This is a genomic window from Pseudomonas sp. BNK-44-b (assembly GCF_047456245.1).
GTDB classification, from domain to species: domain Bacteria; phylum Pseudomonadota; class Gammaproteobacteria; order Pseudomonadales; family Pseudomonadaceae; genus Aquipseudomonas; species Aquipseudomonas machongensis.
On sequence record NZ_CP179908.1, the window covers coordinates 4,802,108 to 4,828,868 of the forward strand.

Below are 26,761 nucleotides of genomic sequence, written 5' to 3' on the forward strand. Positions count from 1 at the left end.
TTTTGGAGTCGACGATGAAAGACTGGCTGGACGAGATCAAGTGGAACAGCGATGGCCTGGTACCGGCGATCGCCCAGGACCACAAGACCGGGCGTGTGCTGATGATGGCCTGGATGAACCGTGAATCGCTCGCCCTGACTGCCGCCGAGAACCGCGCCATCTATTGGTCGCGCTCGCGAGGCAAGCTGTGGCGCAAGGGCGAAGAGTCCGGCCATGTGCAGAAACTGCATGAGCTGCGCCTGGATTGTGACGCCGACGTGGTCATCCTGATGGTCGAGCAACTGGGTCATATCGCCTGCCATACCGGCCGTGAAAGCTGCTTCTATCGTGTCTTCGAAAACGGTGAATGGAAGATCGTCGACCCAGTCCTGAAAGATCCTGACACTATCTACCACGCGGGGCACTGAACATGAGCGACACACTCGATCGCCTGGCTGAAGTGCTCGAACAACGCAAGCAGGCGGCCCCCGACAGCTCCTACGTGGCGAGCCTCTACCACAAGGGCCTGAACAAGATTCTGGAGAAGCTTGGCGAAGAGTCGATCGAGACGATCATCGCCGCCAAGGACGCCGCCGTGAGCAAGGATTACAGTGATGTCATCTATGAAACCGCCGACCTGTGGTTTCATAGCCTGGTGATGCTCAGCGCACTGGGGCAGCATCCACAGGCGGTACTGGACGAACTCGACCGCCGCTTCGGGCTTTCCGGCCATGACGAGAAGGCCGCGCGCCAACCGACCTGATCGACATGCCCCTGCAGGAGCGGGCTCGCCCTGCGATAACGCCCGCTCAGGCTACACATCATTCAAGGGAGTACACCATGGGTATCTTTGACTGGAAACACTGGATCGTCCTGCTGGTCGTCGTAGTGCTGGTGTTCGGCACCAAAAAGCTGAAGAACTTCGGCAGCGACCTGGGCGAATCGATCAAGGGCTTTCGCAAGGCCATGAACGAGGAAGAAAGCAAGCCTGCCGAGCAGACTCCGCCGCCTGTACAGCCGTCCGTGCAACCCACCCAGCAGCCGCACAACACCGCGCCGCTGAGCCAGCCGCACACCATCGAGGGCCAGGCTCAGCCGGTCCAAGAGCCACAACGGAAAGACTGACCCATGTTCGGCATCAGCTTCAGCGAGCTGTTGCTCGTCGGCCTGGTTGCCCTGCTGGTGCTCGGCCCCGAGCGCCTGCCTGGCGCAGCGCGTACCGCGGGGTTGTGGATCGGCCGGCTCAAGCGCAGCTTCAACAGCATCAAGATGGAAGTCGAGCGCGAGATCGGTGCCGATGACATCCGCCGTCAGTTGCACAACGAGCACATCCTGCAGATGGAACAGGAAGCCAAGCGCATCCTCAACCCGCAGACACCGCCCGCGCAGCCCGTGAACACGCCGGCCGCGAGCGAGACTCCGGCACCTGCCGCCGACGCCAATGCCGCCCCTGCGGCGCCCACGACCACCCCTGAGCCGCACCAGCCGCCCCGAGCCCCATGAGCGAAACTCCGGAACACGACCAGCCCATGCCGCTGGTCTCGCACCTGACCGAACTGCGCACCCGCCTGCTGCGTTGCGTAGCCGTTATCTTCCTGATCTTCGCCGGGCTGTTCTCCTTCGCCCAGCAGATCTACACCCTGGTCTCGGCACCCTTGCGTGCGCACCTGCCGGCCAATGCGACGATGATCGCCACCGACGTGGCATCCCCGTTCCTCACGCCGTTCAAGCTGACCATGATCGTCTCGCTGTTCCTGGCCATCCCGTTCATCCTCCAGCAGATCTGGGGCTTCATCGCACCGGGGCTGTATCGCCATGAAAAGCGCATCGCCATCCCGCTGCTGATTTCCAGCATCATCCTGTTCTACGCCGGCATGGCCTTCGCCTACTTCCTGGTGTTTCCGCTGATCTTCGGCTTCTTCGCCAGCGCCACACCTGAAGGCGTGTCGATGATGACCGACATCGCCAGCTACCTCGACTTCGTCATGACCCTGTTCTTCGCCTTCGGCGTCGCCTTCGAGATTCCGGTGGCGGTGGTGCTGCTGGTGTGGATCGGCGTTGTCGATGTGAAGTACCTGAAGAAGATCCGTCCCTACGTGATCATCGGCTGCTTCGTGGTCGGCATGATCCTCACCCCGCCGGACATCTTCTCGCAAACGCTGCTGGCCGTGCCCATGTGGCTGCTGTTCGAGATCGGCGTGCTGTTCGGCGGCCTGATCCGCAAGCGCAGCCATCCGCAGGATGAAGCCGCGGACGACCACAACGACCAGCCACCAGCGACCCAGGCGTGAACCTGCTGCTGCTCGAGGAGGCCGACTTCGTCGCGGCCGACCGTGTCGTACTGGCCGACCGCCGCTTCACGCACATGCAGGACATCCACCGCGTGGCGGTGGGCGACACCCTGCGCGTAGGCCGCATCGGCGGCCTGATGGGCCAGGCCGAGGTAGTCCGCCTGGAGGGCCACGAAGCCGAGCTGCGGGTCAGCTTCGACCAGCAACCACCGGCAAAGCTGCCGCTCACCCTGGTGCTGGCCGTCCCCCGCCCCAAGATGCTGCGCCGTCTTTTCCAGACCATCGCCACCCTCGGCGTGCCACGGTTGATCCTGATCAACAGCTACAAGGTCGAGAAAAGCTTCTGGCAGACGCCGTTCCTGCAGCCGGACAGCATCCGCGAGAACCTGATCCTGGGCCTTGAGCAGGCACGTGACACCGTGCTGCCGGAAGTCATCATCGAAAAACGCTTCAAACCCTTCGTCGAAGACCGGCTGCCCACCATCGCCGACGGCACGCTCGGCCTGGTTGGCCATCCCGGCCCCTACCCGGCCTGCCCACGCGCGGTGCAAGGGCCGGTCACCCTGGCGATCGGCCCGGAAGGCGGTTGGATTCCCTACGAAGTGGAACTGCTGGGCAAGGCCGGCCTGACCCCCGTACAACTGGGCGAGCGCATCCTGCGTGTGGAAACGGCGGTCACGGCTCTGCTTTCCCGAATATTCTGACCATTTGGTCAGCATCCTGGCATCAAGTTTCTCCCCAGCAGGCCGATGGCCTTGCAACACAAGAAAATTCTGGCTTTTCAAGTCGCCGGGGAGATCGTCATGTACGGAAAGGTTGTCCAGTCGCTGGGAAACGTGAGCGTCAGTCGCAAACTGGGGGCCGGCTTCGGCCTGGTACTGTTGTTGACCATGGCGATCACCGCCACAGGTTGGCGCGGCATGGACTCGATCATCGACCGCGGTGACAAGCTGGGCAACATCTCCTTGATCCTCGGCTACAGCCAGGACCTGCGCATCGCCCGCCAGCAGTACGAACGCAACCGCGACGACGCATCGGCGGGCGAGCTGGAAAAAGCGCTCGGCAAGCTCGAGCAGCAGGTCGAGATGATGCTCGGGCAGATCGAGCATCCGCAGGATCGCCAGCGCCTGGAGCAGCAGCGTCAAGCCGTGCGCCAATACCGCCAGGCCTTCGTCGAGCTCAAGCAGGCCAGCCAGCGCCGTGAAGCCGCACGCAGTGTGCTGGGTGACAGCGCCGACAAGGCCGCTGCGCTGATCGGCCAGGTGCAGCAACGCCTTGCGCAAGGTGGCGACATCAGCCTCTATCAACAGATCGTGCAGGCCAGCGCCTTGCTCCAGCAGGCGCGCTTCCAGGTCCGTGGCTACACCTATAGCGGCAAGGCCGAATTCCAGCAGACCGCGCTGGATGCCATCGACCAGGCGCTCGCTGTGCTCAAGGCCCTGCCGGCCAGGGTGCCCGCCGAATACGCCGCCAGTCTCGATGATGCCGCCAATGCCATGGGCGCCTATCGCGATGCGGTGAACCAGTTCGGCGCAGCGCAGACCAGCGCCGAGCAGACCTTGCAACGCATGGTTGTACAGGGCCAGGTGTTGATGGATGCCGGTACGCAGATGACCGCATCGCAGACCGCCGTGCGCAACAGCGGTGCCCTGCAGGCCAAGACCCTACTGGGCGGAGCCAGTGCCCTGGCCCTGCTGCTAGGCATCATTGCCGCCTGGGCCATTACCCGGCAGATCGTCGCGCCCCTGCGCCAGACCCTCAGCGCCGCCGAACGCGTGGCCAGCGGCGACTTGAGCCAGGACCTGCAGGTGCAACGTCGCGACGAGCTTGGCCAACTGCAAGCCAGCATGCAACGCATGACCCAGGGCCTGCGCGAACTGATCAGCGGTATCGGCGACGGCGTCACCCAGATCGCCAGTGCTGCCGAAGAGTTGTCGGCCGTCACCGAGCAGACCAGCGCAGGGGTCAACAACCAGAAAGTCGAGACCGACCAGGTCGCGACCGCCATGAACGAAATGGCAGCCACCGTGCAGGAAGTAGCGCGCAACGCCGAGCAGGCGTCGGAAGCGGCGCTGATGGCCGATCAGCAGGCTCGCGAGGGTGATCGGGTGGTCGGCGAGGCCATCGCCCAGATCGAGCGCCTGGCCAACGAAGTGGGTAACTCCAGCGAAGCGATGAACCAGCTCAAGACCGAGAGCGACAAGATCGGCAGCGTGCTCGACGTGATCAAGTCGGTCGCCCAGCAGACCAATCTGCTGGCCCTCAACGCCGCCATCGAAGCTGCACGTGCAGGCGAGGCTGGTCGCGGATTCGCCGTGGTCGCCGATGAAGTGCGCAGCCTGGCACAGCGCACCCAGCAGTCGACCGAGGAGATCGAGGAGCTGATCGCCAACCTGCAGAGCGGCACCCAGCGGGTATCCAGTGTGATGGACAGCAGCCGCGAACTCACCGACAGCAGCGTCGAACTGACCCGTCGCGCCGGCAGCTCGCTGGATACCATTACCCGCACCGTGTCGTCGATCCAATCGATGAACCAGCAGATCGCTACGGCGGCAGAGCAGCAGAGTGCAGTGGCCGAAGAGATCAACCGCAGCGTGATGAATGTACGGGATATTTCCGACCAGACCTCGGCGGCCAGTGAAGAGACTGCCAGCTCCAGCGTCGAGCTGGCGCGGCTCGGCACCCACCTGCAGGGCCTGGTAGCCCGCTTCCGTCTCTGAGCGCCGCCAGGCAAGGAATAATCACTACCTGCCAGTGGAACTTTCCCACAGGATTTACAGGTCGAGTCCCACGCGCGCTCTGCCGATGAGCAGAAGGACCATGCTGGCAACCTACCAGCATGGTCCTTCTCTCATATGGATGGAGACTCGCCATGTTCGGATATCTCAATCGCCGCCTCGCCAACCTCAGCGTGCGACTCAAACTCACCCTCGGCTTCGCCGTGGTCCTGTTGCTCACACTCGCAACCACCGTCAGCGGCTGGCGCGCCCTGGACGGTGCCATCGAACGCTCGCAGCAACTCAGCGAAATCGTCCGTATCAATGACCTGACCAAGGACCTGCGCGCCGAACGTATCACGTTCCGCGTACTGTCCGACGACACTAGCAAGGCGCGCATCGGTACTACCCTGGATCAACTCGACAGCATGCTGACCCTGCTCCAGCAGCGCAGTGGTGTCGACGAGTCGCGCCGCTTGCTCACGGAAAAACTGCAGCAACTGCAGCGCCTGCGCGAGAGCTTCAGCGAGCTGCTGCAGGCGGTCGACAATCGCAGCCGTTTGCGCAACATCATGCAGGATCGCGACCGGGTTCTCGGCGAAGTCATTGACAACCTGCAGACCCAGGCTCTGCTCAAGCTCCCAGCCGATGGACAACAGAACGGTCTGCTCGGACTAATGGACACACTCACCCGCCAGGTCGACAGCGCCAACCAGCAAAGCCTGGTCCCCGCCTACACCTTCTCGCCGGTCGAGGATTTCGCCAAGGTTGGCGAGGCTTCGCTCGATGCTGCGCAGGCCAGCCTGCAACAAATGCTCACCGCCCTCACCCCGCTCGCGCTGCCAAGCGAGCTCATGGCGCGTCCACAGCAAGCCCTGACCGAGTACCGCGCCAGTCTTGAGCAATACCGTCAGGCGGCAATCCGCGCCGAACAGTTGCAGAACAGCATGGAAACTGCGGGCAACGACCTCAGGGCTGCGAGCCTGACACTGGCCGAACAAAAAATCGCCCAACGCGACCATGAAGCCGTAGCCGCTCGCTCACTGCTGACCAGCGTGGCACTGCTGGCCTTGGCTGTCGGCGTGATGGCCGGCTGGCTGATCACCCGGCAGATCACCGAGCCACTGCGCCAGACCCTGGCCCAGGCCGCCCGCATCGCTCGCGGCGACCTCAGCCAAGTGGAAACGGTGGCGCGTCGCGACGAAATGGGCCAGTTGCAGCGCAGCATGTGCGAGATGACGCTGAGCCTGCGCCAGCTGATCGGCGGCATCGACCAGAGCGTCGAGCACTTGTCACAAGCGGCCTCGCAACTGGCCGGGGCCAGCGCAGACACGCTCGAGCGCATCACTCAGCAGCGCGAGGAAACCGACCAGGTGGCCACGGCCATGAACCAGATGAGCGCGACCGTGCAGGAAGTGGCGCAGAACGCCGAACATGCCTCATTGGCCGCAACCGACGCTGACCAGCAGGCACAAATGGGCGATCAGGTGGTGGCCGAAGCCATCGCGCGTATCGAACAGCTGGCAACGCAGATGGACCGCTGCCTCACTTCGATGCAACACCTGGCGGGGGAAAGCCAACGGATCGGCAGTATCCTCGACGTGATCAAGTCGGTTTCCGAACAGACCAACCTGCTGGCCCTCAATGCGGCCATCGAAGCGGCACGTGCCGGCGAAGCCGGTCGCGGGTTCGCGGTGGTGGCGGACGAAGTACGGGGCCTGGCCCAGCGCACCCAGCAGTCGACCGAGGAGATCGAGCACCTGATCGAAAGCCTGCACCAGGGCACCGATGAAGTCACTTCTCTGCTCGACAGCAGCAGGACCCTGACCGAGCAAAGTGTCGAGCTGAGTCGCCGCGCGGGCGATGCATTGGGGCAGATCACCCGGACCGTATCGAACATCCAGGGGATGAACCAGCAAATCGCCACCGCCAGCGAAGAGCAGAGCGTGGTGGCCGAACAGATCAACCGCAGCGTGATCAGTGTGCGCGAGGCTTCCGATCACACCAGTTCGGCGAGCGAACAGACGGCCACTTCCAGTGGTGAACTACAGCAGCTGGGGCAGCAGTTGCGGGGGATGGTGGGGCGATTCAGCCTGTAGGAACGGTGATGTGCCTTGCGCGCGCAAGCTCGCGCCTACAGGAGGCCGGGCTTGCCCACGCAAAGAGCGATCCGATCAAAGCACCTGGCGCAAGAACGCCTGGGCCCGCGGGTCCCTCGGCGCCGCGAAGAACGCAGCGGGTGCCGAATCTTCCAGCAACTTGCCATGATCGAAGAACAGCACCCGGTCAGCCACCTCTCGGGCAAAGCCCATCTCATGGGTCACGCAGACCATGGTCATGCCTTCCTGGGCCAGGGTCTTCATGACATCCAGCACCTCGCCGACCATCTCGGGGTCGAGCGCCGAGGTCGGTTCGTCGAACAGCATCACCTTCGGGTCCATCGCCAGGGCGCGGGCAATGGCCACCCGTTGCTGCTGGCCCCCAGAGAGGCGAGAGGGGTATTCATTGACCTTCTGGCCAATGCCGACCTTCTCCAGCAGTGCACGGGCCTTGGCTTCGCGGTCGGCCTTGCTACGTTTGCGCACTACCTTCTGCGCCAGGCACAGGTTCTCCAGCACGGTCATGTGCGGGAACAGGTTGAAGTGCTGGAACACCATGCCGACTTCACGGCGGTAGGCATTGATGTCGGTCTTGGGGTCTTCCAGGCGCAGCCCATCGATGGCCACATGGCCTTCGTCGAAATGCTCCAGGCCGTTCAGGCAGCGCAGGAAGGTCGACTTGCCGGAACCCGAGGGGCCCAGCACCACCACCACCTCGCCCTTGGCAACCTGGGTGGAGACGTTGTCCACCGCACGCACCACCTGGCCGCGGGTGTCGAAGACTTTCAGCAGGTCACGGACTTCAATCACTTTGCGCAAGCCTCCGCTCGAGCCGGCTGGCAATGTGCGACAGCGGCAGGTTGATCAGCAGGTACAGGCCTGCCACGCAGAACCAGATTTCGAAGGTCGAGAACGACGTGGTGATCGCCTCGCGACCGCTCTTGGTCAGCTCGGTAATGGCGATCACCGACACCAGCGAGGTGTCCTTGACCAGGCTGATGAACTGCCCCGCCAGTGGCGGTAGCACACGCTTGAACGCCTGGGGCAGGATCACATGGCGCATCGACTGGCTGGCATTCAGGCCCAGCGAGCGCGCCGCTTCGTTCTGCCCCTTGGTGATCGACTGCACACCGGCACGGACGATCTCGGCCACATAGGCGCCGGTGAACAGCGCCAGCGCCGCCACCCCGGCGAACTCGCGGGACAGGTTGAGCACAGTGCCGATGAAGAAATAGAAGATGAAGATCTGCACCAGCAGCGGCGTACCGCGCACCAGTTCGACATAAACCGTGGACAGGTCGCGCAGGGTCGGGTTGCTCGACAACCGGCACAACCCGGCGAACAGGCCGACCACCAGGCCGAACGCACCGGAAAGCACCGAGATCCACAAAGTAGTCCACAGGCCCCAGGCCAGCGGGCCGGCCGCCCAGTGGCGGGTGACGCCGATCTGGTCGCCCTCGGCGACATCGTCACCACGGCTCAGTTGCAGACTGTCCTTGACCACCTCCAGCACTTGTACCTCGCCGTCCTCGCTCTTGAGCGTGACGCGGGCGTCGTTGCCGGACACGACGATCTCCTCGACGGTGCCGTAGGCCGCGGCGCGCTGCACGTCTTCGGCCTGGAAGGCGAAGTACTGCGGCACACGGTTCCAGCGCCACTCGTAAGAGATCATCGAGGTGGCCATGTACAGACTGAACGCCAGGCCCACCAGCACCAGCGCGGTGAGCGCGTGCCAGGGCCACTGGGCTTTCTTGTGTTTGATCACGTGGGTGCTTCCGTAAATGCGAACGCGCAGGGGTTGCCTGCGCGTCAGGGTCATCGCCAGGGCTTGTGGTCCGGGCTCTTATTCCATGTCCTTCAGCCAGTCGGTCTTCTTGAACCACTTGTCGTGAATACGATCGTAGGTCCCGTCGTGCTTGATCTGGTGCAGGAAGTTGTTGATGAAGTTGATGCTGTCGTAGTCGCCCTTCTTCAGGCCGAATGCCAGCGGCTCGTAGGTGAAGGGTTCTTCCAGGTAGACCAGCTTGCCGGCGCTGGCCTTGTTCACCGCGACCACGTTGTACGGCGCGTCGTAGACGAAGGCATCGGCCTTGCCGTTGACCACGTCCATCACCGCTTCCTGCTCGTTGTCGTAGCCGTGGTACTTGGCCTTGCTGATCAGCTTCTTGGCGACCATCTCGCCGGTGGTGCCGAGCTTGGAGGTCAGGCGGTACTTCTCGTTGTTCAGGTCCTTGTACGACTTGATCTCGCCTGCCAGCTCCTTGCGGATCAGCAGGGTCTGGCCAACCACGATGAAGGGTTCGCTGAAGTTCAGGCGCAGGTTGCGTTCCTGAGTCAGGGTCATGCCGCTGCCGATCATGTCGAACTTGTCGGTCAGCAGGGCCGGGATGATGCCGTCATAGGCGGTGGAGACGGTTTCGAGCTTGACGCCCATGGACTTGGCCATCGCCTTGAGGATGTCGACCTCGAAGCCGACGATCTCGCCGCGCTTGTTGGTCATCTGGAACGGCATGTAGGTCGGGTCCATACCCACGCGCAGGGTGCCGCGCTTGACCGCATCATCGATGGCGCCCGCCTGGGCGGTTGTGACCGCGATCAGCGCGGTGACGCCGAGCAGCATGCGCGACAGGTATTTCTTCATCATCACCAGGTCCCCTAGCAAGAAGTACGCAGAATTTTATTGTGTGCACGATCGTTCCGACCGGTGCGTTGTGTCGGGACGGATGCTAACGCATGCAGGCCCTGGGACCTAGAGCCGGTGGGGACTTTGTTGGCCAAAAATCATGGTGGTAGAAAAAGCTTCGCGGGCAAGCCCCCTCCTACAAAGCCTGTAGGAGCGGACTTGCCCGCGAATGCGATGGATCAGGCGCCGACGAGTGCCGGCTGACCTTCACCTTCAGGATGCAGCGGCAGCAGCGGCGAGTGCGGATCGTTGGCGATGGAGTTGCGCCACACCTTGATCCACGCCTCGTTCTGCTCGGTCCACACCCGCTCGTGCAGGCGCGACAGCGCCACCGGGTCGCTCAGCAGGGCAAGGCGAGTGTTGCCGTCGATCCCCTTGGGGCCGGCTTCCAGCGCCTTGGCGATGCGCTCGGCGCGCAGCGTCTCGATCGCGGCAGACTGACCGTGACGGGCCGTACCCATGGCGCAGGCCAGGGCGTTCTGACGCGGATCGACCACGGCGCGAACGAAGCCATCCTTCAGGGCGTGCCAGCGGTTCTCGTGGGTGTACTGGTCGGTTGCCAGCAGCTCGTGCGGCGTGGCGTATTCCTCGGGAATCAGGAACAAGCGCTCGTCCTTGGCCGCCAGGCCCAGGCGCACACGGCTGGAGATCACCGAAACCGGGATCGACAGCACCAGCGAGCCGACGATCGGCGCCAGCCACCACAGGAAGCTCGGATTCAGCCAAGCCACCAGCGCAGCCCAGGCGATACCCAGCAAGGTCTGCGGGCCATGACGCCGCACCGCTTCGCTCCACGGGGTGGAATCGTCGTCACGCTGCGGCGAATTCCAGGTCGCTGCCCAGCCGAGGAACGCAGCCAACACGAAGCGGGTGTGGAAGATCATCCGCACCGGCGCCAGCAACATGGAGAACAGCATCTCCATCAGCATCGACAGGGTCACCCTGATTCGCCCGCCGAACTCGGTCGCGCCCTTGGCCCAGATCAGGATGATGCTGAGCAGCTTGGGCAGGAACAGCAGCACGATGGTGGTGGAGAACAGCGCGATGGCTTTTTCCGGGTGCCACTGCGGCCACAGCGGATACAGCTGGAACGGCTCGATGAAGTACTGCGGCTCCATCAGCGTGTTGGTTGCCAGCAACGCGGTCGACAGCACCAGGAACAGGAACCACAGCGGTGCCGACAGGTACGACATCACTCCGGTGAGGAACACCGCGCGGTGCACCGGGTGCATGCCCTTGACCAGGAACAGGCGGAAGTTCATCAGGTTGCCGTGGCACCAGCGCCGGTCGCGCTTGAGCTCATCGAGCAGGTTCGGGGGCAGCTCTTCATAGCTGCCCGGCAGGTCGTAGGCGATCCACACGCCCCAGCCGGCACGGCGCATCAGCGCGGCTTCGACGAAGTCGTGGGACAGGATCGCGCCGGCGAAGGCGCCCTTGCCCGGCAATGGCGCCAAGGCGCAGTGCTCGATGAAGGGCTTCATGCGGATGATCGCGTTGTGCCCCCAGTAATGCGATTCGCCCAGCTGCCAGAAGTGCAGGCCTGCGGTGAACAGCGGGCCGTACACACGGGTGGCGAACTGCTGCATGCGCGCATACAGCGTGTCCATGCCAGAAGCCTTCGGCCCGGTCTGGATGATACCGGCGTCCGGGTTGGCCTCCATCAGGCGCACCAGGCTGCTCAGGCACTCACCGCTCATCACGCTGTCGGCGTCGAGCACGACCATGTACTTGTATTCGCCCCCCCAGCGACGGCAGAAGTCGTCGAGGTTGCCGCTCTTGCGTTTCACGCGGCGGCGGCGGCGGCGATAGAAGATACGACCGAAGCCTTTCGCCTCACGGCATACCTCGAGCCACGCCTGTTGCTCGGCAACGGCGATGTCGGTGTCGTTGGTGTCGCTGAGCACGAAGAAGTCGAAGCGGTCCAGGTTGCCGGTGGCGGCCACCGACTCGAAGGTCGCGCGCAGGCCAGCGAAGACCCGTGGCACATCTTCGTTGCAGATCGGCATGACGATCGCGGTGCGGGCATCGGCCGGGATCGGCTCGTTGCCGGCACTGCTGCCGGAAATCTTGTACTTGTCGCGGCCGGTGAGCAGCTCGAGGAAGCCCATCAGCGCAGTCCAGAAGCCCGCCGACACCCAGCAGAACAGGATGCCGAAGAGAATCAGGATGGAGGTCTGCAAGGCATAGGGCCAGACTTGCACGACGGTGTCCCAGATCGGCTGGTTGACCACTTCGTCCAGGTCGACGAACGACCAGCCCTGGTACGGCAGGATGCCCTTCATGTACCAGCCGGCGACGATGGTCTGGCCGATCATCAGCGCCAGCAGGATGTAGCGGCGCAACGAACCGACCCGGCGCCAGCGTGCCGGCGGCAACTCGCGCTTGGGCGGTTGCGGAGCGTTGGTGCGGCCAGTCATGCGCCGCCACATGCGCACCAGGATATTGGTGCGCCAGGGCTCGGGCAGGACCTTGGTACGCTTGATCGGTGGGGCGATCTTCAGGCACAGGCGGCCACCGCCGTCGACGCCGAGCATCTCGGCCTCTTCGAGCTCGGCGGCACTGCCAACCGTCAGACGGGAACCCACCGAAGCCTGGACGGCCTCGGTGGCGCTGGCGGCCGGATCGGCCGCCAAGCGTTGGTGCAGCTCGCTGAAGGAAGAGCAGCTGGCGAGTTCCGCTCGCTGCTCGTCGCTCAGAGGGAGGTGGGCCAGGTACTCGCCAAGCGATTCCGGCCTTGCGCTTGAGTTACTCATCGGCAGGCAACTGATAGCTCCAGGTTTCGGTCAGCACCTTCTCGGTGGTGGCCGGGGCCCCGTTGGTGGACGCCGCGTCGGCGGCTGGTTGCTCGGCAGGCGTCTCGGCCTTCTCGGCCTTGGCATGCTGAGCCTTGGCGTGCTTGGCGGCCGCCTTGTCCTGCTTGGTTTCGGCAGGTTTGGTTTCCTTCGGCGCCTCGACCGGAACATCGCGTACCAGCGCGGCACGCATCTCGGTGGACTTCTTCGGATCCTTGACCTTCAACCGCAGGGTCAGACGCCAGCCCTTGATCTCAGGGTTGTAGCGTAGATTGTTCTCGACCAGCTCGGCATTGTCGCCCACGCTGACCTGGCTGCGCACCGCGGTGTCTTCCGGCAATGCCGCCAGCACCGGGCCGTTGAAGTCGACCAGGAAAGCCACGCTGCCATCGGCCTGACGGATCAGGTTGGCTTGCTTGACGTCACCGGTGGAACGCAGGGTCTGCTTGACCCAGCCGAGGTCCTGGGCCTGGAACTTGGGCTCGCTGATGGTCCAGTGCAGGCGGTAGTTGTACTCGAACGGCTTGCCTGGCTCAGGCAGGGTTTCCGGGCTCCAGAAAGCAACGATGTTGTCGTTGGTCTCGTCGGCAGTCGGAATCTCGACCAGGTCGACGGTGCCCTTGCCCCAGTCGCCCTTGGGCTCGATCCAGGTGCTTGGACGCTTCTGGTAGTTGTCGTCGAGGTCTTCGAAGTCGCTGAAGGCGCGCTGGCGCTGCATCAGGCCGAAACCACGCGGGTTCTCGACGCTGAAGTTGCTGACTGCCAGGTGTTTCGGATTGTTCAGCGGACGCCACAGCCATTCGCCGTTGCCGGCGTGAATCGACAGGCCTTCGGAGTCATGCAGCGCCGGACGGTAGTTCTGTACCTTCGACGGCTGGTTCGGGCCGAACAGGAACATGCTGGTCAGCGGGGCGATGCCCAGGCGGCTGACGTGATCGCGCAGGAACACCTTGGACTTGACGTCGACGATGGTGTCGTCGCCTGGACGCACGGTCAGCTTGTAGGCGCCGGTGGAACGTGGCGAATCGAGCAGCGCGTAGATCACCAGGTGCTTGTCGGCGGGCTTGGGCTTCTCGATCCAGAACTCGCGAAAGCGCGGGAACTCTTCGCCGGACGGCAGCGCGGTGTCGATGGCCAGGCCACGGGCAGACAGGCCATAGGCGTGCCCCTTGCCGACCACGCGGAAGTAGCTGGCGCCCAGCAGGGTCATGATCTCATCCTGCTTGTCAGGCTTGTTGATCGGGTAGAGCACGCGGAAACCGGCGTAGCCGAGGTTCTTGGTGGCATCGGCGTCATGCGGTACGTCGCCGAACTCGAAGCGGCTCGGGTCGTACTTGATCTCTTCGACCTTCTTGGCGGTGATCTCGTTGATGGTCACCGGCGTGTCGAAGTGCATGCCCTGATGATAGAAGGAGAGCTTGAACGGGGTCTTGTCATTCGCCCATTCGGCCTTTTCCTGGATGAAGCGGATTTTCTGATAGTCCGCGTACTTCATGTCGCGGAACACCGGAGGCAGGTTGCTCTTCGGTGCTTCGTACTTCTGGCCGGCCAGATCCTTTGCCTTGGCTGCAACATCGTCAAGATTGAATGCCCACAGCTGGCCAGCGCTCATCAGGCCAACCAGCGCTGCGCCTGCCAACAAGGCCGTGCGCAGCCGATTGCCGGGGATTCTTGGTGCATTACAGGGACTTACAATCACGAGCAACCCTCGCCGTAAACAGATCATGAAACCAACGGCCAGCGACCAATGCCGGGTTGGCGAGCACTGTTCGGACCCCGCAAGGGCGCAATGATTCCCCAAACGGATCCAGACAATGCTCGAGTCAGAGTGAAACGAACCTGCGAACGCAGGCTCACGCAGCGCGCGATTATCCAGCAGGCTGCGTTACAACGCATCAGGCTGGACAAACTATTTATCGTACAAAACCCCTTGTTTTCCTACAAACAAGGGGTTTTTGCGGCTCATATTTGTAACATAAATGTTACGGGGCCATCATTGACCAAGTGAACCTGCATGTCTGCACCAAAACGGCCACTCTCGACGTCCGAGTGCTGAAGCTTAGCCTGCTGCAAAAGATAGTCGAAAAGCTCGGCCCCCAGTGCAGGCGGCGCCGCCGTCGAAAAACCCGGCCGCATGCCACTACGGGTGTCGGCGGCCAGGGTGAACTGCGACACCAGCAGCAGCCCGCCGCCGATATCCTTGAGCGACAGGTTCATCTTGCCTTGCGGGTCGCTGAACACCCGGTAGTTCAGCAGCTTGTGCAAAAGCTTATCGGCATGTTCGCGGGTATCTTCAGGCTCGACCGCCACCAGCACCAGCAAACCCTGGTCTACGGCGCCGACGATCTCGCCCTCGACTTCCACCCGTGCTGCGCGTACACGCTGCAGCAGGCCCTTCATGCTTCTTCCAGGGGCAGGTCGAGCAGGCGACGCGCCATCTGGTCTGCCGCGCGTACCAGGGCATCGGTGATGCCTGGCTCGGACGCGGCGTGGCCAGCATCTCGGATCACCTTGAGTTCGCTGTTCGGCCAGGCCTGGTGCAGCTCCCAAGCGTTGTCCAGCGGGCAGATCACGTCATAGCGTCCATGCACGATAACCGCCGGCAGGTGGGCGATCTTCGGCAAATCGCGGATCAGCTGGTCCGGCTCGAGGAAGGCATTGTTCATGAAGTAGTGGCATTCGATACGGGCGATCGACAGCGCACGCTGAGGCTCGGAGAAGCGATCGACCACCAGCGGGTTGGGACGCAGCGTGGCAGTACGGCCTTCCCAGGTCGACCAGGCCTTGGCGGCTTGCATCTGGGCGATCTGGTCGTGGCCGGTCAGGCGCTTGTGGAAAGCCTTGACCAGGTCGCCGCGCTCCTCGGCCGGGATCGGCGCGATGTAGTCCTGCCAGTAGTCGGGGAACAGACGGCTGGCGCCCGCCTGATAGAACCATTCTATTTCCTGGGGACGGCACAGGAAGATCCCACGCAGGATCAGGCCATGCACGCGCTCGGGGTGGGTCTGGGCGTAGGCCAGCGCCAGCGTCGAGCCCCAGGAGCCACCGAACAGTACCCATTTGTCGATGCCCAGGTGCTCGCGGATGCGCTCCAGGTCTTCGATCAGGTGCCAGGTGGTGTTGTTCTCCAGGCTCGCGTGTGGCGTGGAGCGCCCACAGCCGCGCTGGTCGAAGGTGATGATGCGGTAGAGGTTGGGGTCGAAGTAGCAACGACTCTGGGCGTCGCAGCCCGAGCCCGGACCTCCGTGGATGAACACCACCGGCAAACCTTCAGGCGAACCACTTTCATCGACATACAACACGTGCGGCGCTTCCACGGCCAGATCGTGCCGGGCGTAGGGTTTGATCTGCGGGTAGAGGGTCTGCATTGCGCACTCCGTGTGAGGATTGTTCGGCCGAGGGCCATCATAAACCTGAATTGCGCTTTGAGCATGTACCCGTGTGATGGGCCTGCCAGATGATTGCCTCACGGCCTCTATAAACTGTTATGTCAGCCTGGCCTGCGCGGCTCACTAGCATCGGCGATTTCCCCACGAGACACCGCCATGAAGCCGTCAGCCCCCCTCGCTCCCCACGCCTTGATCGAACACAAGATGCCGCCGTGGATGCACACGACCCCTGCCCCTGCGCACACCATCATGCGCGAAACCCTCAAAACCCCGCCGACCTGGTTCGCGCAGGCCAACGCGACTACCCGTGACCTCGCCCAGGCCTATACCGACTACCAGGCCCACAGCACCGAGCTCAATGCGCAACTGGGCGTGCTCCCGGCGCTGACAGCGTTCGCCACCCAGCACTTGCGCCAGGCGATTGAAAAGCGGTTCGCGTTGTCCCTCGACGTATCCACCCACTACCTGATCAATGCCAGCAAGGCAGAAGCTTACAAACTGCAGCTGGAAGGCGATCCCGTCGTCAATGGGCAGCGTGCGTTGAAACTGGCCACTCAATCGCTGCTGCACTGTGCGCTGCAGAATTTCGAGGAGGCCGAAGCCGAGCCCAATGGGCTAGATGGACAATGGCTCAGCGCAGCCGTTGTCGACAGCAACACGTTTACGTTCCTTACGCCGGACGGAAAACAACTCTCCATCGTTCCCCACGAGTTCGCGGCCCTGAGCCGTGAGCTGGACATCGGCGGCCAGTACCAGACGCTGATCGGCGACGTGTTGAACTCCGCGGCGCCAGCGCTGCGCGCGACCGAACATGCGGCCTTGCGCGTGGAGGTGCATAAAGCCTTACTCAGCCAAGCGATCGACGCCGAATTGCACTCGATACTGCTCGCCCTCGTCGAGGACAAGCCAGCCGAGTACCAGGGCAGCCCGGTGCGTTGCGCCGGGCTGGCCCTGTTCGGGGTGCCGTTGACCGGGGCCATGGTCATCGGCGCCGTCGCCTCTCCCGAGCAGCTACTGGCCTACGATCCGCTGCTATTGCCGCACAAAGGCCTGCTCGTCACCTACCTGCCCGGCAGCGACACCCCCTTGCAGCAGCACCATTCGGTGCACGAGGCACAGGCCCACTTGCGCGAACAGCTGTGGATGATGCCGGTCGATCAGCTCAAGCGCGCAGTGCCGGCGCGTGACAGCGCCACCTTCTTCGAAAAGCTGCGCGACTGCCTGCAACCGGTCGACTGGAGCACCGTACAACCTAGCTCCGACGGCCAAGGCAGCCAGGTCGAGCGGGTCCGCGACCCAGAGGCCTGGGTTCCGGTGACCCTGGAGCCCTTGCGCCAGCCGCTGCTCAGCCATCAGGTCGAGCACAAGCAGCAGCGGCTCAAGGACGACGCGGCATTCCACGCGGTGCCCACCGCCGTCGAGGACGAAAAGACCGCCGAAAAGCGTCGAGCCTACTTCACCCAGCTGGCATTCGACGCGCTCAACATCAGCGCCTTCTTCATACCCGTGCTGGGCCAGGTGATGATGGGCGTGGCCGCTATCCAACTGAGCTACGAGGTGTTCGAGGGCCTGGACAGCTGGGCCAGCGGCGACCAGCAACAGGCCTTCGAGTACCTGATGGATGTGGTCGAGAACGTGGCGCTCACCGCCGCACTGGGGGCCGCCGGCGGCACAGGCGAGGTACCGGCGCTCGAGCGTATTGCGGTCGAAACGCCCTCGTTCATCGAAGAACTCACCCCCGTCGAACTGCCCGATGGCCAGACCCGCCTGTGGGCGCCCGACCTGCGGCCGTTCGCGCACGACATTCTGCTGCCAGCCGACCTGCAGCCAGATGAATTCGGCCTGTACCATCACCAAGGCAAGACCTGGCTCGCGCTGGACGGCACCCACTATTCGCTGAGCCAGGCGACGCCTACTGGTGAATACCGGCTCGAACACCCGCACAACCCGCAGAGCTACCAACCGAGCCTGCGCCACAATGGTGCCGGTGCCTGGCTGCACGAACTGGACCAGCCGCTGACCTGGCAGGCGCTTACCCTCATGCGTCGCGCAAGCCCGCTGGCCGCGGCGTTCGACGATGAAACCATCATCCACATCCTGGAGACCAGCGACACCCAGGAAGACGTGCTGCGCCGGATCGTCGCCGATAACCAGCGGCTTCCCGCACTGCTGGAAGACACCCTGGCGCGCTTCACGCTGGACCAGCAGATCAGCCAGACGCCCGCCTACGCCGAGCCACACATGGCCCAGGCAGAATTCGCCAAGCGCTACAGCGCCTTGTCGAGCAGCGTGACGCCATCCGCAGAGCTCATCCAGCAGCGCTACCCGCAACTGCCGAATGCAATCGTCGAGGAACTGCTGCGCCACGCCACGCCCGAGGAGCTGCAAAGCCTGGCACAAGCCAAGGTGCCCTACCGCCTGGCCCAGGAAATACGCCTCTATCAGCAACAGGTGCGCCTGGCGCGTGCCTACGAGGGGCTATTCCTGGACTCGGTGCGCAATGCCGATAGCGAGCGGCTGGCGCTGTACACGCTGGAGCAGTTGTCCGACTGGCCAACCGGCACCCGCCTGACACTGGAGCAGTTGCCTGGCGGAACCTTCGAGATCGGCACCACCGACACGCAAGGCCAGACCCTCGTCAGCACCGCCTCAGGCTACCTTGCGGAATCGGCCACCTCCTTGTCCTCGCATACTTCGTTGTACAGCGCACTGCTCGAGGTGATGCCCGCCGCCCTGCGCGAAACACTGGCGGGCGACGGTGCCGAACAGACCCTTGCCTTGCAACGCCTGATCCAGGCCAACCTCCTGCCACGCGCTACGTTCAGGCGCCTGCTGGGCATGCAACCGCTGAACCCAGGCTACCGCTCACCGATGCGCCTGGCCGACGGGCGCATCGGCTACCCACTGGGCGGTCGAGGTGCGGTTGGGGGTTCGTTCACCCGCCATACACTGCTGCGCATCATCCGCACCCTCGAACTGCCCGAACACCTCTCCCGCTCGGCCGAACAGATCCTGACCCGCCTTGAAACCAGCGGCATGAACCGTTCGGACATCCATAACCGCCTGCGCGAGCTGCAAGAACAGCGCACCGCCCTCCAGCGCTGGCTGGACGATTGGCGCACGGCGGTCCACCCCGACATCCTTGTCCCGCCACAAACGTTCTCCGAGCTTCAGGCACGCTTCATGAATCACTGGCACCGCAACGCATTGCCCGCCCTCGGAGACACCCAAGCCCCCCTGCACCTGGAGCGCATCGACCTCAGCAGCTTCCCTTCGGACCTGCCCGACTTCCTCAGCGCGACCATCACGCACGTGCGACTGACCGAGCCGTCATTTGGCAGTAGCGTGGGTTGGACCGCATACGAGCGGCACCTGAACAACCTGTTCCGACAGCTGCCAGGCGTGCGCTCACTCGAAATCAGCCGCCCCTACTCGCAAACCGCCGCCCCATCGCAAATGCTGTTCAGCGTTGGGTTGATGGCAACGCACTTCCCCGAGCTCGAATCGCTCAGCCTGCTGAACCAGAACCTGCAACTGTCCGAGAGCGACATCAACAGCCTCGCCGGCCTGCCTCGCCTGCGTCGCCTGGACTTCAGCGGCAACCGCCTTTCCGAACGCTACCGCCCGGATTTTCGCGAGCTCACGCTGGACTACCTTGGTCTCGACCGTATGACCCTCGACCACTGGCCGCAGGGTCTGGGCCTAGGGGCACTGGCGAACATCGGCGAACTTTCGCTACGCGACAACAACCTGCGGGTACTGCCTGGCATGCTGCTCAGCAGCCACGCCGACGCACGCCCACACACCGTCATCACACTGGAAGGCAACCGCATCAGCGATGACCAATTGCTGCGCCTGCTGTTGGCCCACGAAGCGTCGAGCCCCAACGTCACGGTCGATATCTCGCCCGGCCTGCGTACCCGTCTCGACCAGCACCTCCAGCAACGCCAGGCGTTGCACGAGGCCATCGACCAGTGGGCCAACGCCTCCAGTTCGAGCGCCCCGCCAAGCCAGGCCGCGACACTTGCCCGCCGCCGTATCGGCTCCGCGTTGAGCACCTTCTGGCAGAGCCAGGAACAAGGCCTGACCCAGACGACCTTGCGCTTGGAAGACATGGACCTGGGGCATTTCCCGCCACAGTTGCCGGCCTTCTTCAACGAGCGGGTGCGCAACCTGTCCCTATCCCGAGCGAGTGGAAGCACAGAGCAGTTGGATGCGTTTCTCGCCCGACTCCCGAACGTCGAGAGCCTGAACCTGGTGGAATACATCGGCGCCACCCAGACCCTGCCCACGGCACTGCTCCGCCTGCCACGCCTGACCTACCTCTCGATGCGCGACATGAACCTGGAGGTGGACGACAGCATGCTTGCAACCCTCGCTCACTTGAGCAACCTGACAGTGCTGGACCTGGGCGGCAACCGCATGGGCACCATCACCCAAGTGCCCGAAGCGCTACGCAACCTGCGCCGCCTCGACTTGAACAACATGGGCCTGCAGCATTGGCCGGCATGGATCGACAGCCTGCTGCCGATGGACATGCTGGATCTCAGTGAAAACCAGCTCACCGAACTTCCCGAACACATCCTCAGCAACATCGATAACGGTTTCCCGATCTCATCGATCGCATTGTTCGGCAACCCGTTGAGCATGGACACCATGACGCGCGCGCGCACCTCATCGGACAGCCAGCACAGCTATACCTTCGCCATGGACGTGCCCGAAGACCTGCTCTTTCTCACCTCGTCAGATGATGAAATGGCTGGCGGACACCTGCACAACCCGATGCTCTCTGCCGATAACGACCTGCCCAACGTCGACGACTGGTCGCTCGGCGCCCAGGCGCAGAACGAGGCCCTGAGAAGCGCCTGGGAAACCCTCGAAGAAAGCGGTGACGCTGCCAACCTGCTGGCGCTGGTCGGTCGGTTGCGCCAGGCTGCCCCCTATCGCAACGGCCAGACCCGCCAATCGTTCTGCGAGCGCGTGCGTCTGATGCTGGTCAAGGCCGCGGTCAATACCGAGGAGCGTCTGCTGTTCAACGCCGTGGCCGAAGAGGCCCTGGTGCAGCCCGACACCGGCAACCAGACCTGCCATGACGGCGCCCTGCTGGTGTTCCAGAACATCGAACTGCTGATCGACGGCCGGCGCTTGCTGACCGAGGCGGCAGAGTCGGAGCACACGCTCTACCGGGAGCTGCGTCGTCTCTTCCGCCTGCACCGGCTGGACGAGATCGCCCGGGACAAAGCCAGGGGGCGCGACGAGGCAGAGGTGCGCCTGGCCTATCGACGCGGGTTGAATGCGGAACTCAAGCTTGGCGTACCGGACGACAACATGCTGTACGAGGCTTTCGCCGATGTCAGCCGTAACGAGCTGGCGCTGGCCGTGGACCAGGTGCACCGCGAAGAACAGGGCGAGTCGTTCCTGAACTACGCCACCAGCAACGAAGAATGGATTCGCTACCTGCGCCACACCCACCAGGCGCGCTTCGAAGCGATCGAACAGCAGTACCAGGCGCAGGTACTGGAGTTGCCCGAGCAGTTCCCCGACAGCACCCTGGAGCAACTCGCGCCGGAGTTCGACAGCTTGAAGCGTGAAAAGCAGGCAAAGGAAGCTCGCCTGATACAGGAGCTGACCCTCCAGGCCAACCCCGAGCGCGAATGACCCACTGGCGACACCGCACTACCCCGGGCCGGCTTTGTCCCGGCCCGGGGTTGCCCTCACTTGCCGTAACGCCCCTTGCCCCATTCGAGCACGCTGGCGAGCAGACGCCGCAGCACCTCCTGCGTGGGCCGCGCCAGATCCTCGCGGTAGGCGAACGGCTCAACCTCTTCCATGTAGGTGCTCTGCGCCAGTTCCAACTGCACCGCGTGGACGTGGTTGGCCGGATCGCCGTAGTGACGGGTGATATGCCCGCCCTTGAAACGCCCGTTGAGTACATGGCTGTAGGCAGGTGCGTCGGCGCACACCGCCTCGAGCCGCTCGGCCAGCGCCGGGTCGCAGCTCGCGCCGTTGAAGGTACCGAGATTGAAGTCCGGCAGCTTGCCCTCGAACAGGTGCGGAATCAGCGAACGGATCGAGTGGGCGTCCCACAGCAGCGCGTAACCGAACTCGGCCCGCAGGCGATCCAGCTCCTGGCGAAGAGTGCCGTGGTACGGGCGCCAGATCTTCTCCAGGTAGGTGGCACGCTCGTCGGCCGACGGCACCTGCCCTTCCTTGAACAACGGCTCGCCGTCGAACAGCGTCGCCGGGTACAGCCCGGTGGTGGCGCCGACGTACAACGGCTTGTCGTCGTCCGGCCGGTTCAGGTCGATGACGAAGCGCGAGTACTCGGCCGCCACCACGCTGGCCCCCAGCTCACGGGCAAAATCGTACAGCTGCGGAATATGCCAGTCGGTGTCCGGCAGGCTCCTGGCCTCGTCCACCAGCCCGGCTTCGACCGCCGGGGTCAACGTGAGACCGGCATGGGGCATGCTGATCAGCAGCGGCAGGCGACCTTGATGAAAACTCAATACCTTGTCCATGACGCCTCGCTCAGTGGGAAATTTCGTGGCCCAGGCGCACCACGCGCTTGGGCAGGTCGCCACCCAGCCAGTAGGCCAGGTCGGCAGGACGATCGATCTGCCAGGCGACGAAGTCAGCGACCTTGCCAGCCTCCAGCGAACCATGGCTGTCGCCCAGGCCCAGGGCCGTGGCGGCGTGCACGGTGACACCGGCCAAGGCCTCTTCCGGGGTCATGCGGAACAGGGTGCAGCCCATGTTCAGCATCAGGCGCAGCGACAGCACCGGCGAGGTGCCGGGGTTGAGGTCGCTGGACAGGGCGATCTTCACGCCATGCCGACGCAGGGCGTCCATCGGCGGCAACTGGGTTTCACGCAGGAAATAGAACGCCCCCGGCAGCAGCACGGCGACGGTGCCCGCCTGGGCCATGGCGATGGCATCTTCCTCGGTCATGAATTCCAGGTGATCGGCCGACAGCGCCTGGTAACGTGCCGCGAGGCTCGAACCATGCAGCGACGACAACTGCTCGGCGTGCAGCTTGACCGGCAACCCCAGTTCACGCGCCTTGATGAACACCCGCTCGACCTGCGCCGGCGAGAACGCCAGGTGTTCGCAGAACGCATCCACCGCATCCACCAACCCTTCGGCGGCCAGGGCCGGGAGCATCTCGTCGCAGATATGGGTGATGTAGTCATCGGCCCGGCCGGCGTACTCCGGCGGCAATGCGTGAGCGGCAAGGCAGGTGGCGCGCACGGTCACTGGCAGCTCTTCGGCGATGCGCCGGGCAACGCGCAGCATCTTGCGCTCATTGGCCAGGTCAAGGCCGTAGCCGGACTTGATCTCCAGTGTGGTGACACCATCGCGCAGCAACGCCTGAACACGCTGACGGGCGCTGGCCAGCAGTGCGTCCTCGCTGGCCGCACGCGTGGCACGCACGGTGCTGGCGATGCCACCGCCCTGGGCGGCGATCTCGGCATAGCTGACGCCCTGCAGGCGCTGTTCGAACTCACCACTGCGGTTGCCGCCGAACACTGTGTGGGTATGGCAGTCGATCAAGCCAGGAGTGACCCAGGCGCCGCCCAGGTCGACCACACGCTCGGCATCGACGCCCGGCAGTTCGGCCTTGGGGCCGATCCATTCGATCAGCCCGGCATTGGTGACGATCGCCGCATCCTCGATGATCGAGTAGCTGCCGTTGGCCATGGTGGCCACGTGGCAGTGCTGCCAAAGGGTTCTCATAAAGCTCTCCACAAGTCAGCGGTGCAGTTCGACCTGCTCCCGGGCGACCTGGCCCTGCCCCGAGCGCGGCTTGCACCACAGCAGGTAGGACAGCACCAGGAACACCACCCACGCCACGCCCACCAGCAGCGCCGCCTGAGTGTTCGGGAAGTAGCCGAGCACACCGAAAATGAACAACATGAACACAATCGCCAGCGCCGGGCCCCAGGGCCAGAACGGCACAGGGAACTCCAGTGCGGCCGCTTGCTCGCGGCTCATGCGCCGGCGCATGGCCACCTGGGTGACCAGAATCATCAGCCACACCCACACGGTGGCGAAGGTGGCGATCGAGGCGATCAGCAGGAAGACGTCTTCCGGAATCAGGTAGTTGAGCAGCACCCCCAACAGCAGCGCAGCGCCCATCACCAGCACCGTCAGCCACGGCACGCCGTGCCTGGACAACTGTGCGAACCCTCGCGGCGCCTGGCCTTGCTCGGCCAGGCCGTACATCATGCGACCCGCACCGAAGATGTCGCTGTTGATCGCCGAGACCGCCGCGGAAATCACCACCACGTTCAGCACCGCAGCGGCCGAGCTGATGCCCAGGTTGCTGAAGATCTGCACGAAGGGGCTGCCCTGGGTGCCGATCTGTGGCCAGGGGTACAGGCACATCAGCACGAACAGCGTCAGCACGTAGAACAGCAGGATGCGCAGCGGCACGGCGTTGATCGCCTTGGGGATGACGCGCTTGGGATCCTGCGCCTCACCGGCGGTAATACCAATGATCTCGATACCGCCGAAGGCGAACATCACCACCGCGAACGAGGCGATCAGGCCACCGATACCATTGGGCAGGAAGCCGCCATGCTCGAACAGGTTGGCGACCCCGACACCGGTTTCGGCACCGGCCTGGCCCAGACCGAACGCCATGATGCCGAAGCCGGCCACGATCATCGCAACGATGGCGCCGACCTTGAGCAGCGACAGCCAGAACTCCATCTCGCCGAACACCTTGACGTTGCACAGGTTCAGCCCGCCGATCAGGAACACGATGCCCAGTACCCAGATCCAGCGCGGCACCTCGGGGAACCAGAAGCCCATGTAGATCCCGAACGCGGTGACGTCGGCGATGCACACGATGATCATCTCGAAGGCATAGGTCCAGCCGAGCACGAACCCGGCCATCGGTCCGAGATAGGTGCTGGCGTACTGCCCGAAAGAACCGGCCACGGGGTTGTGCACCGCCATTTCGCCAAGCGCGCGCATGACCATGAACACCGCCGCGCCGCCGATCAGGTAGGCCAGCAGCACCGCTGGCCCGGCCATCTGGATCGCCGACGCCGAGCCGTAGAACAGGCCGGTACCGATGGCCGATCCCAAGGCCATGAATCGAATGTGTCGGGCTGTCAGCCCGCGTTTGAGTCCTTGTGCTGGTTGCATGGTTCGTCCTTATTGTTGTTCTCAAGAGCCTCATCGCGGGGCCAGCCCGCTCCTGCAGGTTCGACTGCGGGAGCGGGTTCGCCCCGCGAAGGCATGGACACCGATCACAGGCTCGGCAGCACTCCAGCCGGCAACAAGCCGGTCAGGCGCCCGTCGGCCAGCAGCTCCACAGCCACCTCGATATCCGGCGCGAAGAAGCGGTCACGGTCATAGTGCGGTACCTCGCGGCGCAGGGTCTGGCGCGCCTGCTCCAGCTTCGCCGAGGTCTTCAGGCCCTCTCGCAGGTCCAGGCCCTGGCAAGCGCCCAGCCATTCGATGGCCAGCACGCCACGGGTGTTCTCGGCCATCTCCCACAGACGCTTGCCCGCGGCGGGGGCCATCGACACGTGGTCTTCCTGGTTGGCCGAGGTCGGCAGGCTGTCGACGCTGTGCGGGTGCGACAGCGCCTTGTTCTCGCTGGCCAGCGCGGCGGCGGTGACCTGGGCGATCATGAAGCCGGAGTTGACCCCGCCGTTTTCCACCAGGAACGGCGGCAACTGCGACATGTGCTTGTCCATCATCAGCGAGATGCGGCGTTCGCTCAGCGAGCCGATCTCGGCAATGGCCAGGGCGATGTTGTCGGCTGCCATGGCCACCGGCTCGGCGTGGAAGTTGCCGCCCGAAATCACTTCGTCCTCGGCGGCGAACACCAGCGGGTTGTCAGAGACGGCGTTGGATTCCACCGCCAGCACCTCGGCAGCCTGGCGCAACTGGGTCAGGCAGGCGCCCATGACTTGCGGCTGGCAGCGCAGCGAGTACGGGTCCTGGACCTTGCCGCAATTCTTGTGCGATTGCGAAACCTCGCTGGAGTCGCCCAGCAGGTCGCGGTAGCAGGCGGCAGCGTCGATCTGGCCACGTTGGCCGCGCACCTCATGGACACGCGCATCGAACGGCGAGCGCGAGCCCAGTGCCGCTTCCACAGTCAGCGCACCACAGGCAATGGCCCCGGCGAAGAGGTCTTCGGCCTGGAACAGGCCACGCAGCGCATAGGCGGTGGACGCCTGGGTGCCGTTGAGCAGGGCCAGGCCTTCCTTGGCAGCCAGGGTCAGCGGCTCGAGGCCGGCCACCGCGAGGGCTTCGTTGGCATTCAGCCATTGCCCCTGGTAACGCGCCTTGCCCTCGCCCAGCAACACCAGCGACATGTGCGCCAGCGGCGCGAGGTCGCCAGAGGCACCAACCGAGCCCTTCAGCGGAATGTGCGGATAGACCTCGGCGTTGACCAGGCTGATCAGCGCATCGATGACCTTGCGGCGGATGCCGGAGAAACCCCGGCTGAGGCTGTTGATCTTCAGCACCATGATCAGGCGCACCAGCGCGTCGTCCAGCGGCGCGCCGATCCCGGCAGCGTGGGACAGCACCAGCGAGCGCTGGAGGTTTTCCAGGTCGTGGCTGGCGATGCGGGTCGAGGCCAGCAGGCCGAAACCGGTGTTGATGCCGTAGGCCGTGCGGTCTTCGGCAAGAATGCGCTCGACGCAGGCAACGCTGGCGTCGATGGCGGCACCCGCGTCGGCATCCAGGCTCAGGCGCACCGGCGCCTGGTGGATGCGGCGCAACTGGGCCAGGGTCAACTGGCCGGGGGTCAGGGTCAAAGCTTCCATGTTCATGCTCCTTTTTATTTT

20 protein-coding genes and 1 pseudogene are annotated in these 26,761 nt (G+C 64.0%); 10 read left to right on the forward strand and 11 right to left on the reverse strand.

Features of this window, described 5'->3' with window-relative positions:
* Nucleotides 1–14: 14 nt before the first annotated feature.
* From hisI to ACMGGG_RS21885, 9 genes and pseudogenes are all read left to right on the forward strand, one after another.
* Entirely contained in the window at nt 15–407 is a 393-nt protein-coding gene (hisI, locus tag ACMGGG_RS21845) for a phosphoribosyl-AMP cyclohydrolase (protein ID WP_054894791.1), read from the forward strand.
* A 2-nt stretch (nt 408–409) separates the two neighbouring features.
* Nucleotides 410–742: a phosphoribosyl-ATP diphosphatase gene (locus ACMGGG_RS21850; RefSeq protein ID WP_054894792.1), complete on the forward strand. Its 333-nt coding sequence runs from the start codon at nt 410–412 to the stop codon at nt 740–742.
* A gap of 77 nt (nt 743–819) precedes the next feature.
* Nucleotides 820–1,104 carry a twin-arginine translocase TatA/TatE family subunit gene (locus ACMGGG_RS21855; protein WP_054894793.1) on the forward strand — a complete coding sequence of 95 codons (285 nt, stop codon included), beginning with the start codon at nt 820–822 and terminating at the stop codon, nt 1,102–1,104.
* Between the two features lie 3 nt (nt 1,105–1,107).
* Nucleotides 1,108–1,482, forward strand: a complete 375-nt coding sequence (gene tatB, locus ACMGGG_RS21860) for a Sec-independent protein translocase protein TatB (RefSeq protein ID WP_065863874.1) — start codon at nt 1,108–1,110, stop codon at nt 1,480–1,482.
* Nucleotides 1,479–2,270 carry a twin-arginine translocase subunit TatC gene (tatC, locus tag ACMGGG_RS21865; RefSeq protein WP_063546576.1) on the forward strand — a complete coding sequence of 264 codons (792 nt, stop codon included), beginning with the start codon at nt 1,479–1,481 and terminating at the stop codon, nt 2,268–2,270. Before tatB ends, tatC begins: the two co-directional genes overlap by 4 nt.
* Nucleotides 2,267–2,974 carry a 16S rRNA (uracil(1498)-N(3))-methyltransferase gene (locus ACMGGG_RS21870; protein WP_414154415.1) on the forward strand — a complete coding sequence of 236 codons (708 nt, stop codon included), beginning with the start codon at nt 2,267–2,269 and terminating at the stop codon, nt 2,972–2,974. Before tatC ends, ACMGGG_RS21870 begins: the two co-directional genes overlap by 4 nt.
* A 216-nt stretch (nt 2,975–3,190) precedes the next feature.
* Nucleotides 3,191–4,135 (forward strand): annotated as a pseudogene (locus ACMGGG_RS21875) (methyl-accepting chemotaxis protein); the annotation flags it as partial.
* A gap of 141 nt (nt 4,136–4,276) precedes the next feature.
* Complete coding sequence (locus ACMGGG_RS21880) at nt 4,277–4,990, forward strand: methyl-accepting chemotaxis protein (RefSeq protein ID WP_414155833.1); 714 nt, start codon at nt 4,277–4,279, stop codon at nt 4,988–4,990.
* A 152-nt stretch (nt 4,991–5,142) separates the two neighbouring features.
* Nucleotides 5,143–7,086, forward strand: a complete 1,944-nt coding sequence (locus ACMGGG_RS21885) for a methyl-accepting chemotaxis protein (RefSeq protein WP_112899349.1) — start codon at nt 5,143–5,145, stop codon at nt 7,084–7,086.
* A 75-nt stretch (nt 7,087–7,161) separates the two neighbouring features.
* Here the strand turns inward: ACMGGG_RS21885 and ACMGGG_RS21890 are convergent, their stop codons facing one another.
* From ACMGGG_RS21890 to pip, 7 genes are all read right to left on the reverse strand, one after another.
* Nucleotides 7,162–7,896 carry an amino acid ABC transporter ATP-binding protein gene (locus ACMGGG_RS21890; RefSeq protein ID WP_054894811.1) on the reverse strand — a complete coding sequence of 245 codons (735 nt, stop codon included), beginning with the start codon at nt 7,894–7,896 and terminating at the stop codon, nt 7,162–7,164.
* Nucleotides 7,889–8,851 (reverse strand): amino acid ABC transporter permease, encoded by a 963-nt coding sequence (locus ACMGGG_RS21895; RefSeq protein WP_414154416.1) that lies wholly within the window; start codon nt 8,849–8,851, stop codon nt 7,889–7,891. The genes ACMGGG_RS21890 and ACMGGG_RS21895 overlap by 8 nt, the downstream gene beginning before the upstream one ends.
* Before the next feature lie 78 nt (nt 8,852–8,929).
* Nucleotides 8,930–9,727 carry a transporter substrate-binding domain-containing protein gene (locus tag ACMGGG_RS21900; protein ID WP_414155834.1) on the reverse strand — a complete coding sequence of 266 codons (798 nt, stop codon included), beginning with the start codon at nt 9,725–9,727 and terminating at the stop codon, nt 8,930–8,932.
* A 221-nt stretch (nt 9,728–9,948) separates the two neighbouring features.
* Nucleotides 9,949–12,522, reverse strand: a complete 2,574-nt coding sequence (mdoH, locus tag ACMGGG_RS21905; protein WP_112899350.1) for a glucans biosynthesis glucosyltransferase MdoH — start codon at nt 12,520–12,522, stop codon at nt 9,949–9,951.
* Entirely contained in the window at nt 12,515–14,260 is a 1,746-nt protein-coding gene (locus tag ACMGGG_RS21910; RefSeq protein WP_081255321.1) for a glucan biosynthesis protein G, read from the reverse strand. Before ACMGGG_RS21910 ends, mdoH begins: the two co-directional genes overlap by 8 nt.
* A 263-nt stretch (nt 14,261–14,523) precedes the next feature.
* Nucleotides 14,524–14,961, reverse strand: coding sequence for a D-aminoacyl-tRNA deacylase (gene dtd, locus ACMGGG_RS21915; RefSeq protein WP_054894799.1), 438 nt, complete (start codon nt 14,959–14,961; stop codon nt 14,524–14,526).
* Nucleotides 14,958–15,929: a prolyl aminopeptidase gene (gene pip / locus ACMGGG_RS21920; RefSeq protein WP_063541390.1), complete on the reverse strand. Its 972-nt coding sequence runs from the start codon at nt 15,927–15,929 to the stop codon at nt 14,958–14,960. Before pip ends, dtd begins: the two co-directional genes overlap by 4 nt.
* A 177-nt stretch (nt 15,930–16,106) precedes the next feature.
* Here pip and ACMGGG_RS21925 point away from each other — a divergent pair, with 177 nt between their 5' ends.
* Nucleotides 16,107–21,608 carry a dermonecrotic toxin domain-containing protein gene (locus ACMGGG_RS21925; protein ID WP_414154417.1) on the forward strand — a complete coding sequence of 1,834 codons (5,502 nt, stop codon included), beginning with the start codon at nt 16,107–16,109 and terminating at the stop codon, nt 21,606–21,608.
* 56 nt (nt 21,609–21,664) lie between these two features.
* On the opposite strand, the gene hutG is transcribed toward ACMGGG_RS21925, so the two are convergent.
* The 4 genes from hutG to hutH all read right to left on the reverse strand — a co-directional run bounded on the left by hutG (nt 21,665) and on the right by hutH (nt 26,740).
* The gene (hutG, locus tag ACMGGG_RS21930; RefSeq protein ID WP_414154418.1) at nt 21,665–22,468 is read right to left on the reverse strand and encodes an N-formylglutamate deformylase; all 804 of its coding nucleotides are present in this window, start codon (nt 22,466–22,468) and stop codon (nt 21,665–21,667) included.
* Between the two features lie 10 nt (nt 22,469–22,478).
* Nucleotides 22,479–23,684 carry an imidazolonepropionase gene (hutI, locus tag ACMGGG_RS21935; protein WP_112899353.1) on the reverse strand — a complete coding sequence of 402 codons (1,206 nt, stop codon included), beginning with the start codon at nt 23,682–23,684 and terminating at the stop codon, nt 22,479–22,481.
* A 15-nt stretch (nt 23,685–23,699) separates the two neighbouring features.
* The gene (locus ACMGGG_RS21940) at nt 23,700–25,103 is read right to left on the reverse strand and encodes an amino acid permease (protein ID WP_414154419.1); all 1,404 of its coding nucleotides are present in this window, start codon (nt 25,101–25,103) and stop codon (nt 23,700–23,702) included.
* 104 nt (nt 25,104–25,207) lie between these two features.
* Nucleotides 25,208–26,740, reverse strand: coding sequence for a histidine ammonia-lyase (gene hutH, locus ACMGGG_RS21945; RefSeq protein WP_125931228.1), 1,533 nt, complete (start codon nt 26,738–26,740; stop codon nt 25,208–25,210).
* Nucleotides 26,741–26,761: the final 21 nt, after the last annotated feature.